The following is a 21,394-nucleotide window of genomic DNA, read 5'->3' on the forward strand; positions in this document are numbered from 1 at the left end:
GGCGTGGCCAGTTCAGGCCTTTTTGGCCCGCCGCGTTCGGCTTGTCCGCGCCAGGGCCGGTGCGGAAGCGGACTCCGCGCTTCCGGCCGTCGCCACGTCCACCGCCGCACCGCTGGCGGCGGTGGACGCGGCTGGTATGGCGCCGACCGCAATCGGGTCGGCAGGCTTGGGGTCGGCCGCATACGCAGAGAGCATGACGCGGACGAAGGCCTCGAAAAACAACTCCAGCCGTTCGAAGCTGCCGGCGTCCTGCGTGAACACCGAGGAGCTGTTCACAATGTTGATGATCAGGAAGGCCAGATCCTCCCTTGGCGTGTCGGGGCGCAATTCGCCCTTCTGCCAAGCCATTTCCACCGCGAGCCGGATGGCATCGTGGACGGAGGTGGTGAAGGAGGCGAGGCTGGCGCGGGCCATGTCGCTCAAGACATTGCTTTCCAACCGAAGCCGCCCGATCAGGCTCCAGGGCTGACCTGTGTGCTTTCCGCGATTGAAACGTTTGTAACGTTCATAGTTGTAATCAACCACCCGGCGCAGCTTGTCTGCCAGGGTTGTTTTCTCATCGAGCCAGATCGCCCGGTGGCGGGCGGTGGCGTCCGCAACGTAATCCTGGACAACCTCATCGACGAGCCGTTGTTTGTTGCCAAAATGATAATGAATGTTGGTCGTCGTGATGTCGAGCTGCTCTGCTATGCTCCGGAAGTTCATCCCATGATAGCCGTGAGCGATCAGCAACTCGGCCGCGATGGCTTTGATGCTGTCCGGCATGCTGGAGCGTCCAGCCGATACCGTGTCTGAGGTCTGCTTTCGCGGCATTCGTCTATCCAGTCCAGACGTTTCCAGTTCTTCGCATGAACGAAGCTACGCTGCGAGTCAAACCGTGATTTCGGGTGTTCATGCCCGCATCAAGAGAAGCGACTCGCCATCCTGGACAACGACGCCGTCCTGGTTGACCACTTCCATGCCGAGCGTAACGATGCCGCGATCGGACCGCTTGGTGGCGCGCTTCGCCTTGATCGAGATTCGCACATGGATCCGGTCGCCGATCATCACCGGCGCCCGGAAAGACCAGTTCCAGTTCAACGTCGCAATTCCTTTGAGATGAACCTTGCAGCGGGTCTTGAGGCCGTCGGCCAGGGCCAGACCCAGCAAGCCATGCGCGATGCGACCGGGGAAGCCGGCTTCCCGGGCGAATTGGTCATCCATATGCACATCGAAGAGATCGCCCGAAAGCCCCGCGAAACCAACGACGTGCGCTTCGGTCACGGTGACCCCCGCGGTCTCATACGAGTCGCACGCATCGACATCGTCGAACCCATATTCACCCGCCGCAAGCTTGCGTCCAGCCGCAATGCCCTGTGTCGGCATAAGCTCTTCCGTCATTCGGCCACCCTGTTCGTTCGACGTCAATAAACTTACTTATTGATAAGTAACTATCGCATTGACGCCCCGGCCCGTCAATGTTAGTTTTCAAAACAATCAGGCGCTGCCACAAGGGCATCGCCCAAGCGATACGACCGAGGGGCGCGCCTGCGAGAGGTTGGGCCGGTTCTCGGGGCCGGCTCGCCCATCTCACGCAGTTACGAGCAAGGCGCACATGACTTCCGTGAACATCGCCAACGTGCACAAAAGCTTCGGCGCGACGCACATTCTCCGCGGCGTCTCGGTAGACATCGAGGACGGAGAGTTCGTCATTCTCGTTGGTCCGTCCGGCTGCGGGAAATCCACGCTCTTGCGTATGATCGCCGGCCTTGAATCCGTATCTGCCGGCGAAATCCGCATCGGACCGCGTGTGGTGAACAATGTTCCGCCAAAGGAACGCGACATCGCCATGGTTTTCCAAAGCTACGCACTCTACCCCCACATGACGGTGGCGGAGAACATGGCGTTCTCCCTCAACCTGCGGAAGGCGCCGAAAGAGACGATCACCCAGCGCGTCGACCACGCCGCGCGGATTCTCGGCCTCGGCACCCTGCTCGACCGCTACCCGCGCCAGCTCTCCGGCGGCCAGCGCCAGCGCGTGGCCATGGGCCGCGCCATCGTGCGCGATCCACAGGTCTTTCTCTTCGACGAACCTCTGTCGAATCTCGATGCCAAGTTGCGCGTCGCCATGCGCGCCGAAATTAAGGAGCTGCATCAGCGCCTCAAGACCACGACGATTTACGTGACGCACGACCAGATCGAAGCCATGACCATGGCCAGCAAGATCGTGGTGATGCGTGACGGCGCCATCGAACAGATTGGCGCGCCGCTCGATCTCTACGATCGACCGGACAACATGTTCGTCGCCGGATTCATCGGGTCGCCCGCCATGAACTTCCTGAACGGGCGGATTGAGGGCAACACTTTCATCACCCAGGACGGCTTTCGGCTGCCGCTCAGTGATGTCGCTCCGGCGAGCGCGAGCGCGGCGGTCTACGGCATCCGGCCTGAGCATTTCAGCCTGACCGACGCGGGCGTCCCCGTAGAGGTCGTGGTGGTGGAGCCCACGGGGTCCGAGACCCAGATCGTGGTTCGCAGCGGTTCGCAGGAAATCGTCTGCGTGTTCCGCGACCGCGTGTTACCGAAGCCCGGGGAAACCATCCGCATCCTTCCCGATGCCGCCCGCGTCCAACTGTTCGACGCGGCCTCGGGCCGACGGCTGGCCTGAACGCCGCCTTGCACCCGCGTCACCATCCATTCAGCCACAAGAAATGTACGGGGAGAAACGCATGACCGAAGGTTCGACCACCACCAAGTCCAGTTCAAACCGTCGCATCAGCCGGCGCGCCCTTGCAGCTACCGTCGCCGTGTTGGGCATGGCCGCGGTTGTCACGCTGCCTACCGGGCTTCACGCCGCCGATGAGCAGACGCTCGTCGTTAATTCCGACCGCAGCGGCGCCGGTCAGAAGGCGGCGATGAACAAGATCGCCGCGGACTTCGAGGCCAAGAATCCAGGAGTCAAGGTCACGATCAACTACAGCGACGTGGAGTCCTACAAGACCTCGATTCGAAATTTTCTTGTCACCAACCCGCCCGACGTCGCCTTCTGGTTCACCGGCGCGCGCATGAAGACGTTTACCAAGCGCAACCTGTTCGACGATATGAGCGGCTTCTTTGCTGAGAACAATCTGACGGACGTGATGAAGCCCTGGCTGCCGGCCGTCTCCGAAGGCGACAAGCAGTACATGATGCCGACGAACTTCACGACCTGGGGGTTCTTCTACAACAAGCAGGTGTTCGAAAAAGTCGGGGTCGCACCACCAGCGACTTGGGAGGAACTGATGGCGGCCGCGGCTAAGATCAAGGCGGCCGACGTCACTCCCTTCACCATCGGAACCCGCGATCTTTGGGCCAACGCGCTGTGGTTCGATTATCTCGATATGCGCATGAATGGCCTTGATTTCCACATGCAGCTGATGGACGGCAAGGCCTCTTACACGGATCCACGCGTGAAGGCGGTTTTCGCGAAGTGGGGTGAGCCGATCGGCAAGGGCTATTTCCTCGACAACGCGTCGTCCTACGGCTGGCAGGAGGCAATTCCGTTCCTCGCTCAGGGCAAGGCCGCCATGTATCTGCTCGGGCCATATGTCCTCACCTCGCTTCCGGCCGAGGCCCACGGCAACATCGGCTTCTTTCCGTTCCCGGTGATCGATCCGTCGGTGCCCAAGGCCGAGGAAATCTCGGTCAATGGGGTGACGATCCCGAGCGGGGCGAAGAACAAGCCCCTTGCCCGCAGCTTCCTGGCCTTCCTCGCACAGCCAGACAACCTCAAGGCGTTCGCCTTGGGCGGGGCCGTGCTGCCGGCGCGGACCGACGTCGACGTTACCGGCGACGCCTTCGCCCAATCGCAAATGGCTCTGGCGAAGAACGCGCAAGGATCGGCGCAGTTCTACGACCGGGATACCGACCCGGAAATGGCGCAGGTCGGCATGAAGGGCTTCCAGGAATTTCTTGCCAATCCCAAGCGTTCCGACACCGTGCTTGAGAGGCTTGAGGCCGCCCGGCAGCGGATATTCAAATGAGCGCGCCGCGCACCGATGGCTGGGAGGGGCGGCTGTCCGCCGCCCCTCCGCCAGCGCGTAGGCTGAGCGGGCTGCGCGTGTGGCAGAACAACCAGGCGTGGCTGACGCCGCTGCTGTTGCTGGTGCTGCCGGTCGGCCTTTTCGGCCTCCTCATCATCACGCCCATCGTTCAGAGCATCTGGATCAGCTTCTATGACTGGGATGGCACCGGTCCGGCGACCTGGGTCGGCCTTTCCAACTATGCCGAGCTGTTCAGCGACCCGCAGTTCTACACGTCGCTGAAGAACAACGTGATCTGGCTGGTCCTGTTTCTGCTGGCTCCGGTGTTCGGGCTGGCACTCGCGTTGTTCCTGAATCAGGCCCTGCCGGAAATGCGGTTGGTGAAGTCGATCTTCTTCATCCCGCTGGTGCTGGCGCACGTGATCATCGGCGTCGTGTTCACTTGGTTTTACGACCCCACCTTCGGGCTGCTCGCCATCCTGTTCAACTGGCTGGGGTTGGAACCGCTGGCGATTTTGTCTGACGAGCATTTCGTCACCTTCGGCATCATCGCGGCGGCACTCTGGTCGCAGATCGCCTTCTGCCTTGTCCTGTTCCTCGCCGGTCTGTCCCAACTCGACCAGGAACTGATCGCCGCCGGCCGGATGGACGGCGCCGCGGGCTGGAGCCTCCTCCGTCACATCGTCCTGCCGCAGCTCCGCTCCGTGTCCTTCGTCGCCTCGATCATCACGGTGATCATGTCCCTGCGCAATTTCGACATGATCGCAGTGATGACCCAGGGTGGCCCCTATGGGAGTTCCACTGTGCTGGCCTATCAAATGTATGACGCGACCATCTTCAGCTACCGGGCCGGCTATGGCGCCGCCATCGCCACCGTGCTGTTCGCGATCATGAGTGTCTACATCGCGTGGTTTCTGTGGCATACGCTCCGCCGCGAAGCCAGGGGAGGCTGACATGTACCCCGCCCCCATTCAGGAGCGATCGCGCGCGGTGCGCATCGGCTATCGCGTGTCGCTCTACGCGGCGATGCTGCTGTGGATGGCGCCGCTGATCGCCATTATGATGACAGCGATACGGCCCCAGACTGATCTCCTTGCCGGGAATTACTGGCGCCTGCCGTCCCATTTCGCTCTGTTTGAGAATTATCGTGAGGTCTTCGCCACGTCGCCGATGGGCGCGTTCTTCCTGAACAGTGTCGTGATCACCGGTGTGACGGTGATTGCCGTCCTGGTGCTCAGCACCATGGCCGCCGTGGCGCTCGCCAAGTACCCGCTGCCGGGAAGGACGCTGCTGTTCGCCATGTTCATCGGCGGCAACTTCGTGCCCTATCAGATTCTGATGATTCCCGTCCGTGACCTCATCCTCCAGCTTGGCCTCTACGACACGGTGTGGGGCTTGATCCTGTTCCACACGGCCTTTCAGATTGGGTTCGCGACACTGTTCCTGCGCAACTTCATCGCGGCGCTGCCGAACGAACTGTTTGAGGCAGCGCGGCTTGAGGGGGCAAGCGAGTTCCAAATCCTGCGCAAAATCATCGTGCCACTGCTGCGCCCGGCCCTGGCCGGCTTGGCCGTCCTGATCTTCACCTTCGTCTGGAACGATTACTTCTGGGCGCTCGTCCTGGTGCAAAGCGACGCGGCCAAGCCGTTGACGCTCGGCCTCGCCGGCCTCAAAGGCGAATGGCTCACCGCCTGGAACCTGATCTCGGCCGGCGCCCTGTTTGCGGCCTTGCCGCCTGTTGCCTTGTTCTTCCTGATGCAAAAGCATTTCGTGGCCGGCCTCACCGCCGGCGCTGTACGCGGATGAGCGGGGTCGTCGAAGGGCGTGTGTGCCGTCGGGCTGTTGCATGGATGGGATCGCTGTCGTAGGCAGCGGCTCCGCCTCCGTTTAGGTTCCAGACCGTGCCCTACAAAGCGAACGCCGCCCGCCGTCATCACATCCCGCGACCGAAGCGGCGCGTGACGAACTGGGCGGCTTACGACGCCGCCCTGCGCCAGCGGGGCAGCCTCACGGTGTGGGTAAGCGAGGAGGCAATCGCGCAGTGGAAGGCAGCCCCCCGCACCACGCCCGGTGGCCAGCCCAGCTACTCCGACCTGGCGATCACCACAGCGCTGATGCTGCGGCGGTGTTCCGTCTGGCGCTGCGCCAGACCGAAGGGCTCCTCGCCTCCATCCTCCAGTTGCTCGGCGTGGAGGTGGCGGTGCCCGATCATTCCACCATCGCCCGGCGCGCCCGCACGGTGACGCTGCCGTCCGCACCGCGCTCGAGCGGCGGCCCCCTTCACCTGCTGGTCGACAGCACGGGGTTGAAGCTGTGCGGGCCGGGCGAATGGCTGATCGAGAAGCACGGCACCAAGCGGCGGCGCTCCTGGCGCGCCCTGCACCTCGGCTTGGACGCAGGAAGCGGGCGGATCGTCGCCGCCACCTTGACCGACCGTGGCGTGGACGATGCCTCGCAGGTCGCCCCATTGCTGGATCAGATCGCCGAGCCGGTAGCCTCGGTGACCGGGGATAGCGCGTATGATCGGACGAGGGTTTACGCGTCGGTCCACGCGCGCCATCCCGACGCCAGGGTCATAGCTCCGCCCCGCCGCGACGCCGTGCTCAGCAACACGGCCGACGGTCACGTCCGTCAAGGTGGTGGAATTGGAAGGTGGTCAGGAGCGTCGTCGGTCAGGCCGCCTTTGCTGAGGGGAGCGGTGTGATGGTGGGCTCATCGGCGGCGGCGATCCCGGCCATGGTTTCGAGCGTCAGGTAACGATGCTGGAGCTGCCAGCCTCATTCATTCTGTTGAGTGGGGGTGTCGGCTCCATCGCCGGTGCCCTGCTGTTCGGAACACTGGCCGACAAACATGGCCGCAAACCGATGTTGATTTCGGCCACGGCGTTGTGCGCCGTCAGCGCCGGGGCGCTCACGCTCGTTCCCGAAGGGAATTGGGTGATCTTCTCACTGCTCCGCATCTTCGTTGGAGCCGGTCTCGGCGGCGTCGGCTCGATCCAACTGGTCATATTGAGTGAACTCACCCCCTCGACGTTGCGGGTCAAATTGCTGGGCTGGCCGCTGATCTTTCCATCGGTCGGCACCATGATCGCGGCCTTCACGACCGCCTCGCTGATCGCGGCCCTGGGACTGCTGCCGCTGTTCCTGTGCCTTCCGTTCGCGCTGCTGATGCCGGAATCGCCGCGCTGGCTAATCGTCCACGGACGACCGGAGCAGGCGCGTCGATCGATCGCGCTGCTCGCCGGCGTGCCGGTGGACGCCGTTCCCGCCCATTCCGAAGCGATTCCGCAACAAACCAGCGCGTCCCTGCGCGAGCTCTACCGCCGGCCGGGTCGCTTCTGGTTGACGGTGATTGCGTGGCTTACCATCAGCACGGTCGGCTATGGCGTCTATCTGTGGGGGCCGACCATCACGTCGCTGCTGCTGAATGTCAGCGTGGGGACCGCGGCGAAATACTTCGTCGGCATCTCCGTCGCCGGATTGCTCGGGCGCGCGCTTTTTTCCGTGCTGCCGGCGATGATTGGTCGGGTCTGGTCGGGACGGCTGCTCGGCTTCGCCATCGCCGTCACCCTGGGCGCGGCGGCGCTGCTGCACGACGCGTTCGTTGGCCCGCTGCCCTGGTTCGTGGTCATGCTGGCTCTCGGCGCCATCTTCTACGACGGCGGTTACTGCACCCTGGCGCCCTACGCGACTGAAGTCTTCCCGACCCGGCTTGCCGCGCGTGGCTCGGGGCTTGCGCAGAGCGCGAACGGTCTGGGCAAGATCATCGGCCCGCTCTGCTTGGCCTTGATCGCTGGTTCCAACGACTTGGTCTCGGCCAAGGCGACCGAGGCCGCGATCCAGCCGGCGTTTCTGTTCCTGGCCGCATGCGGCGCCATGCTCGGCCTGGCTTTCGCCCGCCTCCTGTTCGCACACTCGCTCATCGCCGCAGCCATGGCGGCAAAGCAGTTGGCCGATTCTGATAGGCGCTTTGTCCGGAATTGCCCGCTGCCACATGTTGAGTCAGTGAAAGGTATGCGGTGCAATGTATGCCACGGGACGCCGAAGCAGATCGGCCAATCCCCTTGGCACGCTGCAAAGCCAAGGCCGCCCTCCGCAACCTGAAGCAACGGAGCATCGCCATGCGACCGATTCCGGTGACCGTGCTGACCGGATTTCTCGGTGCCGGCAAGACGACCCTGCTCAACCGCATCCTGGCCGAACACGGGGGAGAGCGAACCGCCGTCATCGTCAACGAATACGGAGAACTCGGCATCGACGGACTGCTGGTGACAGCGACAAGCGAGACGGTTGTTGAGCTCAACAATGGTTGCGTTTGTTGCATCGTCCGCGGCGATCTGATCGAAGCGCTGATGAGGTTGGTCGAGGATGAGTGCGGGTTCGATCGGGTGGTGATCGAGACGAGCGGTCTCGCCGATCCGGCACCCGTCATCCAGTCCTTCGTGTTGGATGACGGGCTGCGCCGCCGCTTCGCCCTCGATGCCATCGTCACCGTGGCGGATGCCCGTCACCTGCCCTTGCAACTCGGCCACGACGAGGCACGCGAACAAATTGCCTTCGCCGACGTGATCCTGCTGAACAAGATCGACCTGGAACCCGCCGGTAAACTCGACGCCGTCGAGCGCCACATCCGCCGGCTCAACCCCTTGGCCCGCATCCACCGGACCGAAGCCTGTGTCCTGCCTCTCTCCCAGATCCTTGGGATCGGTGCCTTCGATCTTGCGAACATCCTGCGTCTCGACCCCGATATCCTCGAGGAGCATGAGCACGAGCATGACGCCGGCATCGGCTGCGTGGGCTTGCGCGAGGCCGGGCGGCTCGACCCGGCGGCGGTGGATCGCTGGCTCAACCAACTCGTGCAGGACAAGGGGCGCGACCTGCTGCGCGCCAAGGGCGTGCTCAATCTCGACAAACAGGGGCGGCGCTTCGTCTTCCACAGCGTCCACATGACGTTGGACGGCCGGCCGAGCCGGCCGTGGACGCCCAGCGAGGAACGGCTGAACCAACTCGTCTTCATCGGCCGCAACCTCGATGCCGGAACGCTTCTGGAGGGACTCCGCGGCTGCAAAGTCCGGGCGGACGAACCCGTTCCCTGACGTTTCCGATTCCGTTCCCCATCTCAGGAACCACCCAATGAAGCTGCAACATCATCTCGGCGGCCTGGAAGGCCTTGGTCCCGTCACGGTCGAGACCCGTGTGTTCGTGGAAGAGTGGGAAACGCGCATCTTCGGCATTCACACGGCCATGATGGCGCTCAGCCCGCAGTTGCCCCTCCACACCACGCCGAGCGTTTTTCACACCGTTTGGACCTGGGCTCATCTGCGCACCGGCGCGGAAGGCCTGAACCCCTTCGATTACTTTAAGTACCGGTACTACGAGAAGTGGCTTGGCGGCATCTGCGGCTACCTGATCGACAACGGCTACATCACGGGGGAGGAGCTGGACGCCCGCACAGCGGAGTATCTCGCCGATCCGGACAAGCCGCTGCCGCAGGGCGGCGCGCCGGAGATCGACCGGCGCGTCGAGCGCTACTTGGCGACAGGGGATTCGCCAAAGCGCGAGGTCGCGGTCCGGCCCGACTTCCAGGAAGGCGATACCGTCACGGTCAGGAACGTGCCGACGGTCGACCACACCCGCCTTCCCGGCTTCCTGCGAAACCACAGCGGCGTGGTCGAGACGGTCTATCCGGGGGCCTACGGCTATCTGACCGACACCGGGACCGACGGCATCGGCGCGCCGATGCCCGTCTATTGCGTGCGCTTCGAGGCCGAGGAGCTGTGGCCCGGCAACACGGAGCCGAACGTCACGCTCTACGCCGATCTCTATGCCGCCTATGTCGGCAAGCCCGCCGCCTGACAGGAGTTCCCGACCATGACCGATCGCTTTCATCATCCCGATGACCGCGAAACCCGGAGCGCCGCGCGTGTGCGCGCCCTGGAGGCGCTGCTCATCGAAAAGGGCATCATCACCAGCAGGACCGTAGACACGGTGCTGGACGTCTTCGAAACCAAAATGGGTCCGTTCAACGGCGCCAGGATCGTCGCCCACGCCTGGGTCGACCCGGCCTTCAAGACGCGGCTGATCGAGGATGCGCCGGCCGCCATCGCCGAGATGACGGACCTGCCGGAAGGCATGAGCGGTGCCGAGGGCGAACACATGCGCGCCGTGGCGAATGGCGAGGGCGTCCACAATCTGGTCATCTGCACGCTCTGCTCCTGCTATCCCTGGCCGGTGCTGGGGCTGCCGCCCTACTGGTACAAGGACCCGACCTTCCGCAGCCGCGCCGCCCGCGAGCCGCGTGCCGTGCTGAAGGAATTCGGGCTGACGGTGCCCGACAGCACCGAGGTCAAGGTCTGGGACAGCAGCGCACAGATCCGCTGGTTCGTCGTTCCCGAGCGCCCCGCCGGGACCGAGGGCATGAGCGAAAGCGAACTCGCCGCCCTGGTCACGCCGGAATCCATGATGGGCGTGGCGGTGGCGGCGTCCCCCTGAACCGGCAGGAGAAACGGGCATGCTGACCCGCTTCGAACATTTCGCCCTGACCAGCATGGCCGGGGCCGAGGATTCTCCGCCCCGCGCCAACGGCTCTCTCTGCTTTGCGGAGGAGTGGGAGCGCTCGGCCTTCGGAGTGGCGCTCGCCCTGGCCCGGGAGGGCCATTTCGAATGGGAGGATTTCCGCCGGAACCTGATCGCCGCCATCGGCGACTGGGAGCGGGCCCAGACCCCCGGCGCCCCCCCGTGGAACTACTACGAACAGTGGTTGAGCGCCCTGGAGGCGACAATCCTCCAATCCGGCCTCGCCACGCCCGACGAACTGTCGGTTCGCATAGCCGCTGCCACTGCGCCTGCCGACTCACAATCGGCCTGATCCATAGTCAAACATCGGGAGACGTCCATGCACATCGAACCCGGCATGCTGTCCGCCGCCAAGATCGTCGGCGCCGATGCCGCCGTACTCAGTCTTCTCGCCACGCATGTTCCGGCCTTCCTGCGCCGACCGCAGGAATGGATAAAAGCACTCCTGGCGGCCGCCTTCTTCTCGGTCCTCATGGAGGTCTGGCACCAGCCGGTCGGCCCATCGGAGCTGCACTTCATCGGCGCCTCCGCCATCTATTTCATCTTCGGCTTCCGGGCGACGCTGTTCGGGTTTGGCATCGGCCTTGCGCTGCAGGGCCTGCTGTTCGAACCGCAGGATCTCGTGCATCTCGCCGTGAACTCGCTGTCGCTGATGGTGCCGCTGGCCGCCGCCCACGCCATGGGCGGAAAGCGTCTGTTGGACGCCGGCGGGCTAAGCTCGATCCGCTGGGCATCGGTTCTGCGCTTCGATGCCGTCTACTACAGCGGTGTGGTCGCCATGGTCGGCTTCTGGCTGATGTTGGGCGAAGAGGCAACGCCGGTCGTGGACTGGGTGGCTTTCGCCGCCGCCTATCTGCCCGTCGTGCTGTGCGAGCCGGCGATCAGTTGCGGGCTGCTGCGGGCGCTGGGCCGGTTGGACGCCGGCAATCCGCTGCTGCGCGTCACCACGCTCCGCAGCCCTGCCCTTGCCCGATAATTGGCATGCCGAATACGATCGGGCGGCCGGGACAATTCGGCCGCCCGACTGCAGGACGAGCGTTTTTCATGCGGATTGTGCTTCTCGCCCCTCCTGGGGTTCAGGCGCTGGATGTGGTGGGCCCGGCGGAGGTGTTCTGGGAGGCCGCGCGCCGTCTCGGCGACCCGAAGGCCTACGAGGTGCAAGTGATGGGCACCGCGGAGGGGCCGGTTTGCGGGACCGGCAGCCTGCGATTCCTGGCCGATCGTTCCATCCACGATCCGGACCAGCCGATCGACACGCTGCTGATCGCCGGTGACCCGTCGTTCAAGGCCGTCGATCCAGCGGTGATCGACTGGCTCAGGCGTCGCGCGCCGCAAGCCCGCCGCTACGGCTCGATCTGCACGGGGGTGTTCCTTCTGGCGGCGACCGGACTGCTGGATGGCCGGCGCGTCACCACCCATTGGGAATGCGCCGACAAGCTTCGCACCGATTTTCCAGCCCTGACCGTTGATCCGGACCAGATCTTCATTCGCGATGGCAAGGTCTGTACCGCCGCCGGTGTCACGTCTGGCATCGACCTGGCGCTGTCCCTCCTGGAGGAGGATCACGGGCGGGATCTGGCGCTGCTGGTCGCCCGCTACATGGTGATGTTCCTGAAGCGGCCCGGCGGGCAGTCGCAATTCAGCGCCCATCTCGCCGCACAGGCATCGAGCCGGACCGGAATCCAGAAGATCCAGGAGTATGTGCTGGACAACCTTTCCGCCGATTTGTCCGTCGATGCCTTGGCCGCACACGCCGGCATGAGTCCGCGGAATTTTGCCCGGGTGTTCAAGCGCGACGTCGGCCACCCGCCTGCTGAGTTCGTTGAAGCCGCGCGGCTCGACGCGGCACGCCGGATGCTGGTCGATTCCTCCACGCCGCTCCAGCGGATCGCCTATATCTGCGGTTTCGGTGACGCCGGCACCATGAGGCGCGCATTCGTCCGCACTCTCGGCACCACTCCGGCCGACTACCGGAAGCGCTTCCGCACGACGACAGCCTCCTGATCCATGGGATGATGGGGCGAGGCGGCCATCCTGGATGCCGCGGCGACAGGGGCGGAACCCCTTATCCTCCCCGGCGAAAGCTTGCCCGGTATTGGGCGGGCGATACCCCAAGCTTTTCGCTGAACACGATGCGCATCCGGTCAGTCGTGCCGAAGCCGCAGTCGTGCGCCACAGTCTTGAGCGGGCGCTCGGTTGCCTCAAGCAGCATGCGGGCGGCGTCGATCCGGGCGCCCTGGACGAAGTCGTGCGGCGTGATGCCGGTTTCCTGCACGAAGTGGCGGGCAAGATTGCGGGAACTCATGCCCACCTTGTCGGCGAGCGACCGAAGCGTATGAGGCTTCTCCAGGTTGGCCATGACATGGTCCCGGATGCGCGCGCTGACCGACGCCGGGTCGGCCGGCACAATCAGATAGGGGCTGAACTGCGACTGCCCTCCTTGGCGTTGGGCCACCACCACCAACCGTTTCGCGACCGTTAGGGCAACGCCGGCCCCGTGGCGCTGGGCTACGAGCCCCAGTGCGAGATCGATGCCTGCGGTCACGCCTGCGGATGTGACCAGCCGCCCATCACGAACATAAATGCGGTCCGGCTCCACCTTGGCGTCTGGAAAGCGCGCAGCGAGGGCCTGTGCGTTCTGCCAATGGGTGGTCACCGTGTGCCCATCGAGCAGCCCGGCACCGCCGAGCGCGAAGGCTCCCGTGCAGATGGAACCGTAGACCTCCGCACGTTCCGGAGCCGAGCGCAGCCAGTCGGTAAGCCGCGTGTCCGGACCGGCGTCGGGTAAATGGGGGCCGCCGGCGACCAGCAGGATGCCGAAGTCCCCGGATGCGTCCTCAAAGCTCACATCCGCAATCATCTGCATCCGGTTCGACGCGCGCAATGGTCTCCGGTCGGCGGCGATGAGGACCGTTTCATAGCGGTCCTCCGCCGGGACGTAAGTGTTGGCTTCAGCGAAAACGTCGACGGGTCCGGCGACGTCCAGCGCCTGGACGCCCTCATGGATCACGATCGCAACCTTTTGAACAGCCACCGCCGCTCCATTCGGTGCTGGCACGAACCGACGTGCCATTGTCCTGATCTATAGGTCAGCCGGCATTGCGGTGTCGAGCCATGATTTGTCAGAAATAGATCGGCGGTCGCGCCGTGGACCGTATTCTCATTCAGCATGAACCGCCATCTCGACCGTAATGGGGAAATCCTCAGCATGTGAATACACAGCGAGGAAACCTGAATTTCTTTCATGGAGTGCAATCATGTCCGAAGTCATCGCCGGAATCACCATTCCCGACAGTGAGATTGCCCGCGCGGCGACCCAGCTTGTCCGCGATACGGAGGATGACCTGCTGTACAATCACAGCCGGCGGGTGTTTCTCTGGGGGGCGCTCACCGGCAATCGCCGTGGACTCGCCTACGACGCCGAACTGCTCTATGTGGGTGCGATGTTCCACGATATGGGACTGACCGACCGCCATTCGAGCGCCGACCTCCGGTTCGAGGTCGACGGCGCGAATGCAGCCCGCGAATTCCTCAAGGGGTATGGCGTCGCCGAACGCGACATCGAGGATGTCTGGACCGCGATCGCGCTCCACACCACGCCGGGCATCCCCGAGCACATGCGGCCCACGGTCGCCCTGGTGACGGCCGGTGTGGAGATGGACGTGCTGGGGATCGCCTATCACGATTTCACGCATGAGCAGCGCCATCACGTCTGCGCCCATCATCCGCGCGAGGCCGACTTCAAGGAAAACATCATCGACCACTTCGCCCAGGGCATCACCAAGAAGCCTCAGACCACTTTCGGCAACGTCAAGGCGGATGTTCTCGCGCTGAAGAAGCCGGGGTTCCAGCGGACGAACTTCTGTTCGATCATCCTCAATTCGGCGTGGCCGACCTGACCGGCTTTCCGAACCCCGCCAAGGCCATCCACCTGAACGGCGGCGTTGGTCCCCTTCTCACTGGAACCGCCGGATCGTTTCCAGGAGTCGGTCGCAGGATCGCGCAAGATTCCTGGTCGGCGCCGTCGCGACGCCCAGCAGAAGCCCGGACTCGGCGTCGTCCGGCGGCGCATACCAGGGCGAAAGCGGTGCCGGAAACATGCCGAACGTCAAGGCTTCGCGCGCGATGGCGACATCCGGCGTTCCCTTCGGCAATCTGAGCAGCACCGCCAAACCGGGAGCGGCAACAAGCTCCGCGCCGACGGAGGCGTGAAGACAATCCAGCACCGCCTGCCGCTTGGCCGCATAGGCGCGCTTGGTGCGCCGGAGGTGGCGCATGTAGTGCCCCTCGCGGATGAACTCCGCGGTCGCGATCTGCACCGCGGGTCCAGGCGGTGGTGCCAGACATGCCGCCACCTCGGCGAAGCGGGAGACCAACGCGACCGGGGTGACCACGAAGCCCAATCGAAGGGTCGGGCTGATCGTCTTGCTGAACGAGCCGATGTGGATAACGCGTCCGCCCCGATCGAGCGAGGCGAGCGCCGGCGCGGCCCTTCCCGCCAGTTGCAATTCGCTCAGATAATCGTCTTCGATCACCCAGACCCGGTTCACTTCCGCCCATTCAAGAAGACGAAGGCGCCGCTCCAGCGACAAGGTCGGCCCGAGCGGCGCCTGCTGTCCAGGGGTCACGACGACGAGCTTCGCGTCAGGATGATGGCGCAGCCCATGATCGACATCGATGCCATCCGCATCGACGGGAACCGGGGCCACCGCCAAACCTGCGAGTTCAAGCCCTTTCCTCGTCCACGGAAAGCCCGGGTTCTCGAACCAGACCGACTGCCCGCCCAAGCCGAGAACGCTGAGCGCCAGACCGAGTCCTGCCCCGAACCCCCCGGTGACGACGACCTGCGACGGCGAGCAGCTTATGCCGCGGGCGACAGCCAGATAGGCCGCAATCTCCCGCCTCAACTCATGCTCGCCGCGGGGGTCGGGATATGACGGGGGAACGCTCGCCTCGGCGCGGACGGCATTCGCGCGAATGCGCGCGAACAAGGTTGCCGGGAAAGTCTCCGCCGCCGGCACGCCCATCTGAAAGAACGCAGGCCCCCGCGTCATTTCCAGGTAGGTCTCCAGGAACGACCCTGCGTCCGGCGGCGGTTCGCTCCTTGTGGCGGTGCGCGGGCGTTGGGCGACACGCGTGCCCATGGCGCGCGAGGCCTCGATCAACTGGGCGGCCGCGAGATTTTCATAGGCGGTCCGCACCGTTCCGCGCGCGACGCCGAGCTGGGCCGCAAGATCCTGCCAGGACGGCAGCCGTGCGCCGGGTTCCAGCACGCCGTCTTCGATGGCTTTGGCGACGCCCCTGCGGATCTGCTCCGACAGGGAAGCCTTGGCCGAACGGTCGAGGGTCAGGTCGAGCGGCTTGTTCATGCCGTTATGGTACATGATTTCATCGCATTCTTGGGCCTTTTTCCTGGCGCAGAAAAGCCGCATCTTCAGGGCGTCACAGGAGAAAGCCCATGAAGAACCGCATCATTGCCCCAGCTGTCATGGCCGTGCTTGCTGCGACCTTCACCGGTCCTGCCCCGGCTCACGACACTCAAACCGAAACGGTGACGGCCAAGTTCGATCAGGCCATTGCCAACATTCCGGGCAAGTCGCTCCGCGTGGTCGAAGTGGAGTACGCGCCCGGTGCCGCTTCCCTGCCGCACACCCACGCGAAGTCCGCCTTCATCTACGCCTACGTGCTGTCCGGCGAGATCGAGTCGAAGGTGAACGACGGTGAAACCCGCCTCTACAAGGCGGGTGAGGGCTGGTCCGAAGCGCCGGGCGCGGTCCATTCCATCAGCCGCAACGCCAGCAAGACCACGCCGGCGAAGCTGCTTGCCGTCTTTGTCGTCGATTCCGGCGAGAACAAGCTCACCTTCCCCGTCAAGTGAAAGAAGGAACCCGACCAATGACCAACAGGCTCGACTACAATCAAATCGCCCCCAACGGCGCCAAGGCGCTGGGCGGGGTCTATGGCTATGTCATGCAGAGCGGTCTGCCCGGAGAGCTGGTGGATCTCGTCTATCTGCGGGTTTCACAGATCAACAACTGTGCCTTCTGTCTCGACATGCACACGCGCGAACTCATCAAAAGAGGCGTGAAGGTCGAGAAGCTCGCACTGGTGCAGGCCTGGAAGGAAGGCGGTCCTCTCTTCAGCCGGACCGAGCGCGCCGCCCTGGCCTGGGCCGAGACCGTGACGCTCGTTGCCGAGACCGGCGTTCCGGACGATGCCTACAGCGCTGCACGGGAGGTGTTCGACGAGAAACAGCTCGTCGACCTGACGATCGCGATCAGCCTGATGAACAGCTACAATCGCATGGCCATCAGCTTCCGCAACACGCCGCAGGCCGTTCTGGAGAGCTGAACACGCCACGACTCCGATGCAAGGCCCAGCTTGGGAAGGAGTACAGACCATGGTGGCCAATGACATTTCGGATGTGAGAATTCCCGACAGCAAACTGGCCCGTGAGGTGACACGGTTCATCCGGGACACCGAGAGCGATCTGCTCTTCCATCATTCGGTCCGGGTTTATTTCTGGGGGGCCATAGCGGGAACGCGACGGCGCATGAGCTTCGATCCGGAGCTGCTCTATACGGCCTCCATGTTCCATGACATCGGCCTCACCGCGACCTACAAGAACAGCCAGCTGCGGTTCGAAGTGGACGGCGCCAACGCCGCGCGGGATTTCCTGCAGGCGCAGGGAATTTCGGACGGTGACATCGAAACGGTTTGGAACGCCGTTGCCCTTCACACGACGCCCGGCATCCCGGAATTCATGCGTCCGGAGATCGCGCTGGTGCAGGCGGGCGCCGGTATGGACGTTGCCGGCCGCGGCTACGACCAGTTTACGGATGACGAACGTGACGCCGTCATCGCAGCCTTCCCCCGCGAAGCCGACTTCAAGCACGGGATCATCGACGCTTTCTATGAGGGCATGAAGCACCGCCCCAACAGCACCTTCGGTACCTTCAACGACGATTTCCTGGCAGCGAAGGATCCGGCGTTCCGGCGGGTGGATATGTGCAGCGTCATCCTTGCATCGCCCTGGGCGCGCTGACCCAAGCAAGAAGCCGCGGAACGCCGGCGTCCCGGAACCAAACAGCGTCTCCGTCAGGCAGCCATCCCAGGGCCACCTGTTGAAGCCCCTGCCGTGACTGCCGCGGACAGGGCATCCACCAACCTGAAAGCACCCTTGGCGGCGAATTCCCGCCCGCTCCCGGGTCACGTTACGGGCCGTGAAGGCGCGCGCCGTGGCGGCACAGCATGAAAGATCGAATACTATGATTCAGCGGACCTTTCTCGTCACCGGCGCCACCAAGGGCATTGGGCGGGCTCTGGCCACACGCCTTGCCGCCAACGGGCATCGGGTCGTCGGCATCGCCCGCGGCAGCGACCCGAGCTTTCCCGGAACGCTGGTGTCCATTGACCTCAGCGACAGCCAGCGCGCGGCCGCGGCGCTCGCCGAACTGGCCGAGCGCTTCTCCTTCGACGGCGTGGTCAACAATGTCGGCTTGGTCCGGCTGCACCAGCTCGGCTCCATCGAACTGACCGATGTGGATGAGATCCTGCGCGTCAACCTGCACCCGACGCTTCTGACCGTGCAGGCGCTGTTGCCGACGCTGCGCGCCAAAGGCTGGGGCCGCATCGTCAACCTGTCCAGCCTGACCGTGCTCGGCGTCGCCCAGCGCACCGCGTACGCCGCGGCAAAGGCGGCGGTCGGCAGCTTCACCCGCACCTGGGCGCTGGAATTGGCCGAAACCGGCATCACCGTCAATGCAGTTGCGCCCGGTCCGACCGAGACCGAGCTTTTCCGCCAGAATACCCCGGCCGGCAGCGAAGCGGAGCGCCGCTTCCTCTCGCTCATTCCCATGAAGCGCCTCGGCCAGCCGGACGAGATCGCCGCGGCGATCGCTTTTCTCCTCTCCGAAGAGGCCAGCTATATCACCGGGCAGACACTGTTTGTCGACGGTGGCGGCTCGATCGGTAAAGCGCTGCCCTGACCCGAGTGCCTGTGTCCAGATCGCCCTGATTCCGTCATGTCGGGGGCAGGAGCCTCTACGGATTGGCCAAGTGTCAGGTCTGGTCATCGGTAGAGTGAAGCAAGCCCTGCTCTCGGGCTCGGTCGAGGAGGGCTTTGATGCTCGATGGCGCCCAAGTCCGGGCGCCGGTTTTGGTCGGGATGCCCTGACACCCCAACTGGCGGCCGATGCGGGCAAGCATCGGCTTTTCCCCATCGGTCGCGTTGTGGATGGTGGCGATCAGTTCCGCCAGGGGCAGCGCTTTTACATCCGGGACAATCTAATCACGCCCGCCCGATGGCGATCAGCTGCGGTCGGCTGGGGAGGCCAGGACCGGCCTCCCCGCACATTCTGACTTAAACCAACTCTCGCACGCCATCCAGCACCTTTGCGGCACCCTTGACGTCGATATGTTCGTCTTGGATCAGGATTGGAAGAGTGTCCACCAACCGAGGAAGGGCCGTGATGCCGTATTCCGCCGAGCATACGCTCGGCTGATTCTCTTGCTGGCCCATATGACCATGGCTCACCATTTTGTGGAAACCATTTCTGATCACGGTAATTCGGCAGTATGTCCGTCGGCTTAAGCCGTTTCACTTTGCCATCAGCGATCCGCCACAGAGGCAGGTAGTCGCGGGAAAACAGAACCCGGCTGCCGTCCTCCATGTCCATCCAGCCATAGGGCAGCCAAAGGCGCCGGGGCACGAAATCCGCCATCCGAGTGCGTGGGACAACGGCCTCGAACGTGGCGCACAAGCCGTTGGAGGTGGTGTGGTCGATGTACTTCACCGCGACTGTGGATCGACGCCACCAATGGGGTTCGGTCGCGGAGAAGCCGCTGCTCTTGATCCGGAAGATTACGCCAGGATGCCGGCCTTCTTTCCAAGGGATTGGCCCGGCCCGCCAACAGGCTGTCCTGATCGTCTCATGATCCTCATAGGTGAAAGCCCGATTTCCGGTCAGCCTCATGTCGGATAACGCCGCCTGCACGTCGCCACCAAGCGCTTCCAGCGACGCCCCGAGGCTGAGCACCAGGGCGATGGCCCGTTCCCGGAAGGCGCCCTCGGGCAAGTGTTCGTCCAGGGTGCTCAGCTCGGCGGCGGCGTGGCCGATCTCAAGCTCGTGCCAGTCACGGTAGCCGCAGGCAACAGCCACGGCGCGCTGAGCACGAGACAGGGGAATCTCCAGGAGCGCCTCAGAAAGGTGCTTCGCGGCCTTTTTCGGGCGGGTGAGGTTAGGGAAGAAAAAACGCATGCCATCCCCCTTCTCGGCGCTGGAGAGAGGCGTGTCCACTAAACCCTGAGCGCCTCGGAAGAGAGTGTCAGGATGATGATGAGAACCTGCCCCGAAGGCTTCGCCAATGTGGACGGCACGGTCGGTCAACCGATGCTCGACAATACCAATGGGAAGTCATGGCTGCAATATCGGCAAAGGGAGGCATCTGCGGATCGGGGCTGGGGTTCCGGCACTTCGAAGGTCCATGCTCAAGCACTCTGCGGCCCTTTGCTGGCCTTCTGATGGCTATTTTCGGCCTTGCCGGTTGGGGGAACCAGACCGGTTCGCTCGGCTCGATCCAGCAGTGCCTTCACCGACGAGGCGGACCACGTCGTACCGCCACGTGGCGTCCGGATGCGCATGTCCTCCAGACGAGCGGCGATGGCCCGCAAGCTGATCTCGGGATCGGCCCCTTTGATGCCTGCGATGACCAGCAGGATGTCATCCTTGGGCGGCTTGCGTGGTGCCGGCTCGATCAGGGCCGGCTCGACCAAGCCTTCCGCAACGAGGCGGCGCACTGCCCGCGACAGACGGTCAGCCGTCCAAGGCTGATCGGGCGAGCCCAGCCAACCGAGGGACTTGGCCACCTTCCCCCAGGAATGTGCCGGGCGCAGCGCCCGCACCTTGGGCAGCCACGCCTCCATGCTGGCCAACAGGCCCGCCATATAGTGCCTGTCTCGGATGGCGGAGAGCCTGACTGTGCTATCGAAATCCGGGTTCTTGAAAGTTTCGTGTGAATGATCGTGGCGTGCCTGTTCCGCTTGTTGTCGCGTCATGCGTGTCCAAGAACCCGAGCCCGGAGCAAATCGAAGCCGGCTCGTCCATACATTTCGCGCTTAATGACCTTGAGCCGATTGACCTGCCCCTCCACCGGCCCGGTGCTCCACGGCTCGCTCAGCGCAGCGCGCACCGCGTCCTCATCGCGACGCAAACCGGCGGCGAACGGGGCCAAAGCGCTGACCTCCGCTTCGCGCAGCCAGCCGTCGAGCGCGTCGGCCACCCGATCCTTCACCATCCTGGCGAAGCGGCCGATGAGAGCGACGGTGGTGGCGATGGTGGGGGAGCGCTCCAGCAGCGCGGCAACGAACCGACGCTCCTCGTCCGAGTGCTTCTCCCGATCACCGGTCAGCAGGCGAACGGCGCGGCGCGGGGTGGGTGGTTCGGCGGCCTTTCTCGAGGTTGGCGTGTTGCCGCCGACCTTCAGCGCCGCGGACGGGTCCTGCCGGCGCCGCCGGGTCGCCCACTGGCGCACGACGCCCCCTTGGCCGGCAAACCCCTTGGCTTTCAGCTCGCGCCACAGGGCCGCGGCGTTGTGACAGCCCGCCTGCCACCGCTGCTCCAGATAGGTTCGGTACGGATCGAGAATGCTGGCGCCGCGATCGGCGTGACGCCATGTCGGGGCGTGGCCGGCGCGCAGCCAGCGGCGCACCGTCTTGCGTCCCAGCCCAAGCTGTCAGTGCCGGCTGGATACTCCCCGGAAAGGGCGGCTGAAAATTCCCCAGGCTAACGCAACGGCAGGGCTCCGGGGCGTACGCCC

Annotated in this window: 22 protein-coding genes and 2 pseudogenes; 17 read left to right on the forward strand and 7 right to left on the reverse strand. The window is 64.3% G+C overall.

Going from position 1 to position 21,394, the window contains the following annotated elements; genetic code table 11:
• Positions 1 to 12: 12 nt before the first annotated feature.
• Entirely contained in the window at positions 13 to 765 is a 753-nt protein-coding gene (locus tag TSH20_RS14305; RefSeq protein ID WP_109075364.1) for a TetR/AcrR family transcriptional regulator, read from the reverse strand.
• A 126-nt stretch (positions 766 to 891) separates the two neighbouring features.
• On the reverse strand, positions 892 to 1,380 hold the full coding sequence (locus TSH20_RS14310) for a MaoC/PaaZ C-terminal domain-containing protein (RefSeq protein ID WP_109075365.1): 489 nt from the start codon (positions 1,378 to 1,380) through the stop codon (positions 892 to 894).
• A 214-nt stretch (positions 1,381 to 1,594) separates the two neighbouring features.
• Between TSH20_RS14310 and ugpC the strand changes: the two genes are divergently transcribed.
• The 12 genes and pseudogenes from ugpC (at position 1,595) to TSH20_RS14370 (ending at position 12,580) form a co-directional block, all read left to right on the forward strand.
• A complete protein-coding gene (gene ugpC / locus TSH20_RS14315) occupies positions 1,595 to 2,647 on the forward strand; it encodes a sn-glycerol-3-phosphate ABC transporter ATP-binding protein UgpC (RefSeq protein WP_109075366.1) in 1,053 nt (350 codons plus the stop codon).
• A gap of 61 nt (positions 2,648 to 2,708) precedes the next feature.
• Positions 2,709 to 4,001 carry an extracellular solute-binding protein gene (locus tag TSH20_RS14320; protein ID WP_158281997.1) on the forward strand — a complete coding sequence of 431 codons (1,293 nt, stop codon included), beginning with the start codon at positions 2,709 to 2,711 and terminating at the stop codon, positions 3,999 to 4,001.
• Positions 3,998 to 4,954: a sugar ABC transporter permease gene (locus tag TSH20_RS14325; RefSeq protein WP_109075368.1), complete on the forward strand. Its 957-nt coding sequence runs from the start codon at positions 3,998 to 4,000 to the stop codon at positions 4,952 to 4,954. Before TSH20_RS14320 ends, TSH20_RS14325 begins: the two co-directional genes overlap by 4 nt.
• Position 4,955: 1 nt before the next feature.
• Positions 4,956 to 5,807 carry a carbohydrate ABC transporter permease gene (locus TSH20_RS14330; protein WP_109075369.1) on the forward strand — a complete coding sequence of 284 codons (852 nt, stop codon included), beginning with the start codon at positions 4,956 to 4,958 and terminating at the stop codon, positions 5,805 to 5,807.
• Positions 5,808 to 6,013: 206 nt separating this feature from the next.
• A pseudogene (locus TSH20_RS14335) lies at positions 6,014 to 6,705 on the forward strand (IS5 family transposase).
• 55 nt (positions 6,706 to 6,760) lie between these two features.
• Positions 6,761 to 8,104 carry an MFS transporter gene (locus TSH20_RS14340; protein WP_109075370.1) on the forward strand — a complete coding sequence of 448 codons (1,344 nt, stop codon included), beginning with the start codon at positions 6,761 to 6,763 and terminating at the stop codon, positions 8,102 to 8,104.
• Between the two features lie 17 nt (positions 8,105 to 8,121).
• Positions 8,122 to 9,096, forward strand: coding sequence for a GTP-binding protein (locus tag TSH20_RS14345; protein WP_109075371.1), 975 nt, complete (start codon positions 8,122 to 8,124; stop codon positions 9,094 to 9,096).
• Positions 9,097 to 9,133: 37 nt separating this feature from the next.
• Positions 9,134 to 9,856, forward strand: a complete 723-nt coding sequence (gene nthB / locus TSH20_RS14350) for a nitrile hydratase subunit beta (protein WP_109075372.1) — start codon at positions 9,134 to 9,136, stop codon at positions 9,854 to 9,856.
• Positions 9,857 to 9,871: 15 nt separating this feature from the next.
• Entirely contained in the window at positions 9,872 to 10,492 is a 621-nt protein-coding gene (gene nthA, locus TSH20_RS14355; RefSeq protein WP_109075373.1) for a nitrile hydratase subunit alpha, read from the forward strand.
• Between the two features lie 19 nt (positions 10,493 to 10,511).
• Complete coding sequence (locus TSH20_RS14360) at positions 10,512 to 10,868, forward strand: nitrile hydratase accessory protein (RefSeq protein ID WP_109075374.1); 357 nt, start codon at positions 10,512 to 10,514, stop codon at positions 10,866 to 10,868.
• Between the two features lie 27 nt (positions 10,869 to 10,895).
• Positions 10,896 to 11,552 carry an energy-coupling factor ABC transporter permease gene (locus TSH20_RS14365; protein ID WP_109075375.1) on the forward strand — a complete coding sequence of 219 codons (657 nt, stop codon included), beginning with the start codon at positions 10,896 to 10,898 and terminating at the stop codon, positions 11,550 to 11,552.
• A 5-nt stretch (positions 11,553 to 11,557) separates the two neighbouring features.
• Entirely contained in the window at positions 11,558 to 12,580 is a 1,023-nt protein-coding gene (locus TSH20_RS14370) for a GlxA family transcriptional regulator (protein ID WP_247871563.1), read from the forward strand.
• A gap of 61 nt (positions 12,581 to 12,641) precedes the next feature.
• On the opposite strand, the gene TSH20_RS14375 is transcribed toward TSH20_RS14370, so the two are convergent.
• Positions 12,642 to 13,610, reverse strand: a complete 969-nt coding sequence (locus TSH20_RS14375; RefSeq protein WP_109075377.1) for a GlxA family transcriptional regulator — start codon at positions 13,608 to 13,610, stop codon at positions 12,642 to 12,644.
• 223 nt (positions 13,611 to 13,833) lie between these two features.
• On the opposite strand from TSH20_RS14375, the gene TSH20_RS14380 reads away from it, so the two are divergent.
• Positions 13,834 to 14,475, forward strand: a complete 642-nt coding sequence (locus TSH20_RS14380) for an HD domain-containing protein (protein WP_109075378.1) — start codon at positions 13,834 to 13,836, stop codon at positions 14,473 to 14,475.
• Between the two features lie 57 nt (positions 14,476 to 14,532).
• On the opposite strand, the gene TSH20_RS14385 is transcribed toward TSH20_RS14380, so the two are convergent.
• A complete protein-coding gene (locus TSH20_RS14385) occupies positions 14,533 to 16,008 on the reverse strand; it encodes a PLP-dependent aminotransferase family protein (RefSeq protein ID WP_247871562.1) in 1,476 nt (491 codons plus the stop codon).
• Between the two features lie 26 nt (positions 16,009 to 16,034).
• Here TSH20_RS14385 and TSH20_RS14390 point away from each other — a divergent pair, with 26 nt between their 5' ends.
• The 4 genes from TSH20_RS14390 to TSH20_RS14405 all read left to right on the forward strand — a co-directional run bounded on the left by TSH20_RS14390 (position 16,035) and on the right by TSH20_RS14405 (position 18,564).
• Positions 16,035 to 16,454, forward strand: a complete 420-nt coding sequence (locus TSH20_RS14390; protein ID WP_109075379.1) for a cupin domain-containing protein — start codon at positions 16,035 to 16,037, stop codon at positions 16,452 to 16,454.
• A gap of 17 nt (positions 16,455 to 16,471) precedes the next feature.
• Positions 16,472 to 16,927: a carboxymuconolactone decarboxylase family protein gene (locus tag TSH20_RS14395; RefSeq protein ID WP_109075380.1), complete on the forward strand. Its 456-nt coding sequence runs from the start codon at positions 16,472 to 16,474 to the stop codon at positions 16,925 to 16,927.
• Between the two features lie 49 nt (positions 16,928 to 16,976).
• Complete coding sequence (locus TSH20_RS14400; RefSeq protein ID WP_109075381.1) at positions 16,977 to 17,621, forward strand: HD domain-containing protein; 645 nt, start codon at positions 16,977 to 16,979, stop codon at positions 17,619 to 17,621.
• Positions 17,622 to 17,844: 223 nt separating this feature from the next.
• On the forward strand, positions 17,845 to 18,564 hold the full coding sequence (locus TSH20_RS14405; protein WP_109075382.1) for an SDR family oxidoreductase: 720 nt from the start codon (positions 17,845 to 17,847) through the stop codon (positions 18,562 to 18,564).
• 282 nt (positions 18,565 to 18,846) lie between these two features.
• On the opposite strand, the gene TSH20_RS34635 is transcribed toward TSH20_RS14405, so the two are convergent.
• The 3 genes and pseudogenes from TSH20_RS34635 to TSH20_RS14425 form a co-directional block, all read right to left on the reverse strand.
• The gene (locus tag TSH20_RS34635; protein WP_146205427.1) at positions 18,847 to 19,965 is read right to left on the reverse strand and encodes a hypothetical protein; all 1,119 of its coding nucleotides are present in this window, start codon (positions 19,963 to 19,965) and stop codon (positions 18,847 to 18,849) included.
• 101 nt (positions 19,966 to 20,066) lie between these two features.
• The gene (locus TSH20_RS14420) at positions 20,067 to 20,633 is read right to left on the reverse strand and encodes a recombinase family protein (protein WP_109075384.1); all 567 of its coding nucleotides are present in this window, start codon (positions 20,631 to 20,633) and stop codon (positions 20,067 to 20,069) included.
• Positions 20,630 to 21,304 (reverse strand): annotated as a pseudogene (locus TSH20_RS14425) (transposase); the annotation flags it as partial. The pseudogene TSH20_RS14425 and the gene TSH20_RS14420, both read right to left, overlap by 4 nt.
• Positions 21,305 to 21,394 lie beyond the last annotated feature (90 nt).

The organism is Azospirillum sp. TSH20, from assembly GCF_003115935.1.
Classification (GTDB): domain Bacteria; phylum Pseudomonadota; class Alphaproteobacteria; order Azospirillales; family Azospirillaceae; genus Azospirillum.

What these genes read in the sequence shown, in the direction of transcription:
- TSH20_RS14305 (WP_109075364.1), bottom strand. Translation starts at nt 765, where the DNA reads ATGCCGGACAGCATCAAAGCCATCGCGGCCGAGTTGCTGATCGCTCAC.
- TSH20_RS14310 (WP_109075365.1), bottom strand. Translation starts at nt 1,380, where the DNA reads ATGACGGAAGAGCTTATGCCGACACAGGGCATTGCGGCTGGACGCAAG.
- ugpC (WP_109075366.1), top strand. Translation starts at nt 1,595, where the DNA reads ATGACTTCCGTGAACATCGCCAACGTGCACAAAAGCTTCGGCGCGACG.
- TSH20_RS14320 (WP_158281997.1), top strand. Translation starts at nt 2,709, where the DNA reads ATGACCGAAGGTTCGACCACCACCAAGTCCAGTTCAAACCGTCGCATC.
- TSH20_RS14325 (WP_109075368.1), top strand. Translation starts at nt 3,998, where the DNA reads ATGAGCGCGCCGCGCACCGATGGCTGGGAGGGGCGGCTGTCCGCCGCC.
- TSH20_RS14330 (WP_109075369.1), top strand. Translation starts at nt 4,956, where the DNA reads ATGTACCCCGCCCCCATTCAGGAGCGATCGCGCGCGGTGCGCATCGGC.
- TSH20_RS14340 (WP_109075370.1), top strand. Translation starts at nt 6,761, where the DNA reads ATGCTGGAGCTGCCAGCCTCATTCATTCTGTTGAGTGGGGGTGTCGGC.
- TSH20_RS14345 (WP_109075371.1), top strand. Translation starts at nt 8,122, where the DNA reads ATGCGACCGATTCCGGTGACCGTGCTGACCGGATTTCTCGGTGCCGGC.
- nthB (WP_109075372.1), top strand. Translation starts at nt 9,134, where the DNA reads ATGAAGCTGCAACATCATCTCGGCGGCCTGGAAGGCCTTGGTCCCGTC.
- nthA (WP_109075373.1), top strand. Translation starts at nt 9,872, where the DNA reads ATGACCGATCGCTTTCATCATCCCGATGACCGCGAAACCCGGAGCGCC.
- TSH20_RS14360 (WP_109075374.1), top strand. Translation starts at nt 10,512, where the DNA reads ATGCTGACCCGCTTCGAACATTTCGCCCTGACCAGCATGGCCGGGGCC.
- TSH20_RS14365 (WP_109075375.1), top strand. Translation starts at nt 10,896, where the DNA reads ATGCACATCGAACCCGGCATGCTGTCCGCCGCCAAGATCGTCGGCGCC.
- TSH20_RS14370 (WP_247871563.1), top strand. Translation starts at nt 11,558, where the DNA reads ATGCCGAATACGATCGGGCGGCCGGGACAATTCGGCCGCCCGACTGCA.
- TSH20_RS14380 (WP_109075378.1), top strand. Translation starts at nt 13,834, where the DNA reads ATGTCCGAAGTCATCGCCGGAATCACCATTCCCGACAGTGAGATTGCC.
- TSH20_RS14385 (WP_247871562.1), bottom strand. Translation starts at nt 16,008, where the DNA reads ATGCGGCTTTTCTGCGCCAGGAAAAAGGCCCAAGAATGCGATGAAATC.
- TSH20_RS14390 (WP_109075379.1), top strand. Translation starts at nt 16,035, where the DNA reads ATGAAGAACCGCATCATTGCCCCAGCTGTCATGGCCGTGCTTGCTGCG.
- TSH20_RS14395 (WP_109075380.1), top strand. Translation starts at nt 16,472, where the DNA reads ATGACCAACAGGCTCGACTACAATCAAATCGCCCCCAACGGCGCCAAG.
- TSH20_RS14400 (WP_109075381.1), top strand. Translation starts at nt 16,977, where the DNA reads ATGGTGGCCAATGACATTTCGGATGTGAGAATTCCCGACAGCAAACTG.
- TSH20_RS14405 (WP_109075382.1), top strand. Translation starts at nt 17,845, where the DNA reads ATGATTCAGCGGACCTTTCTCGTCACCGGCGCCACCAAGGGCATTGGG.
- TSH20_RS14420 (WP_109075384.1), bottom strand. Translation starts at nt 20,633, where the DNA reads ATGACGCGACAACAAGCGGAACAGGCACGCCACGATCATTCACACGAA.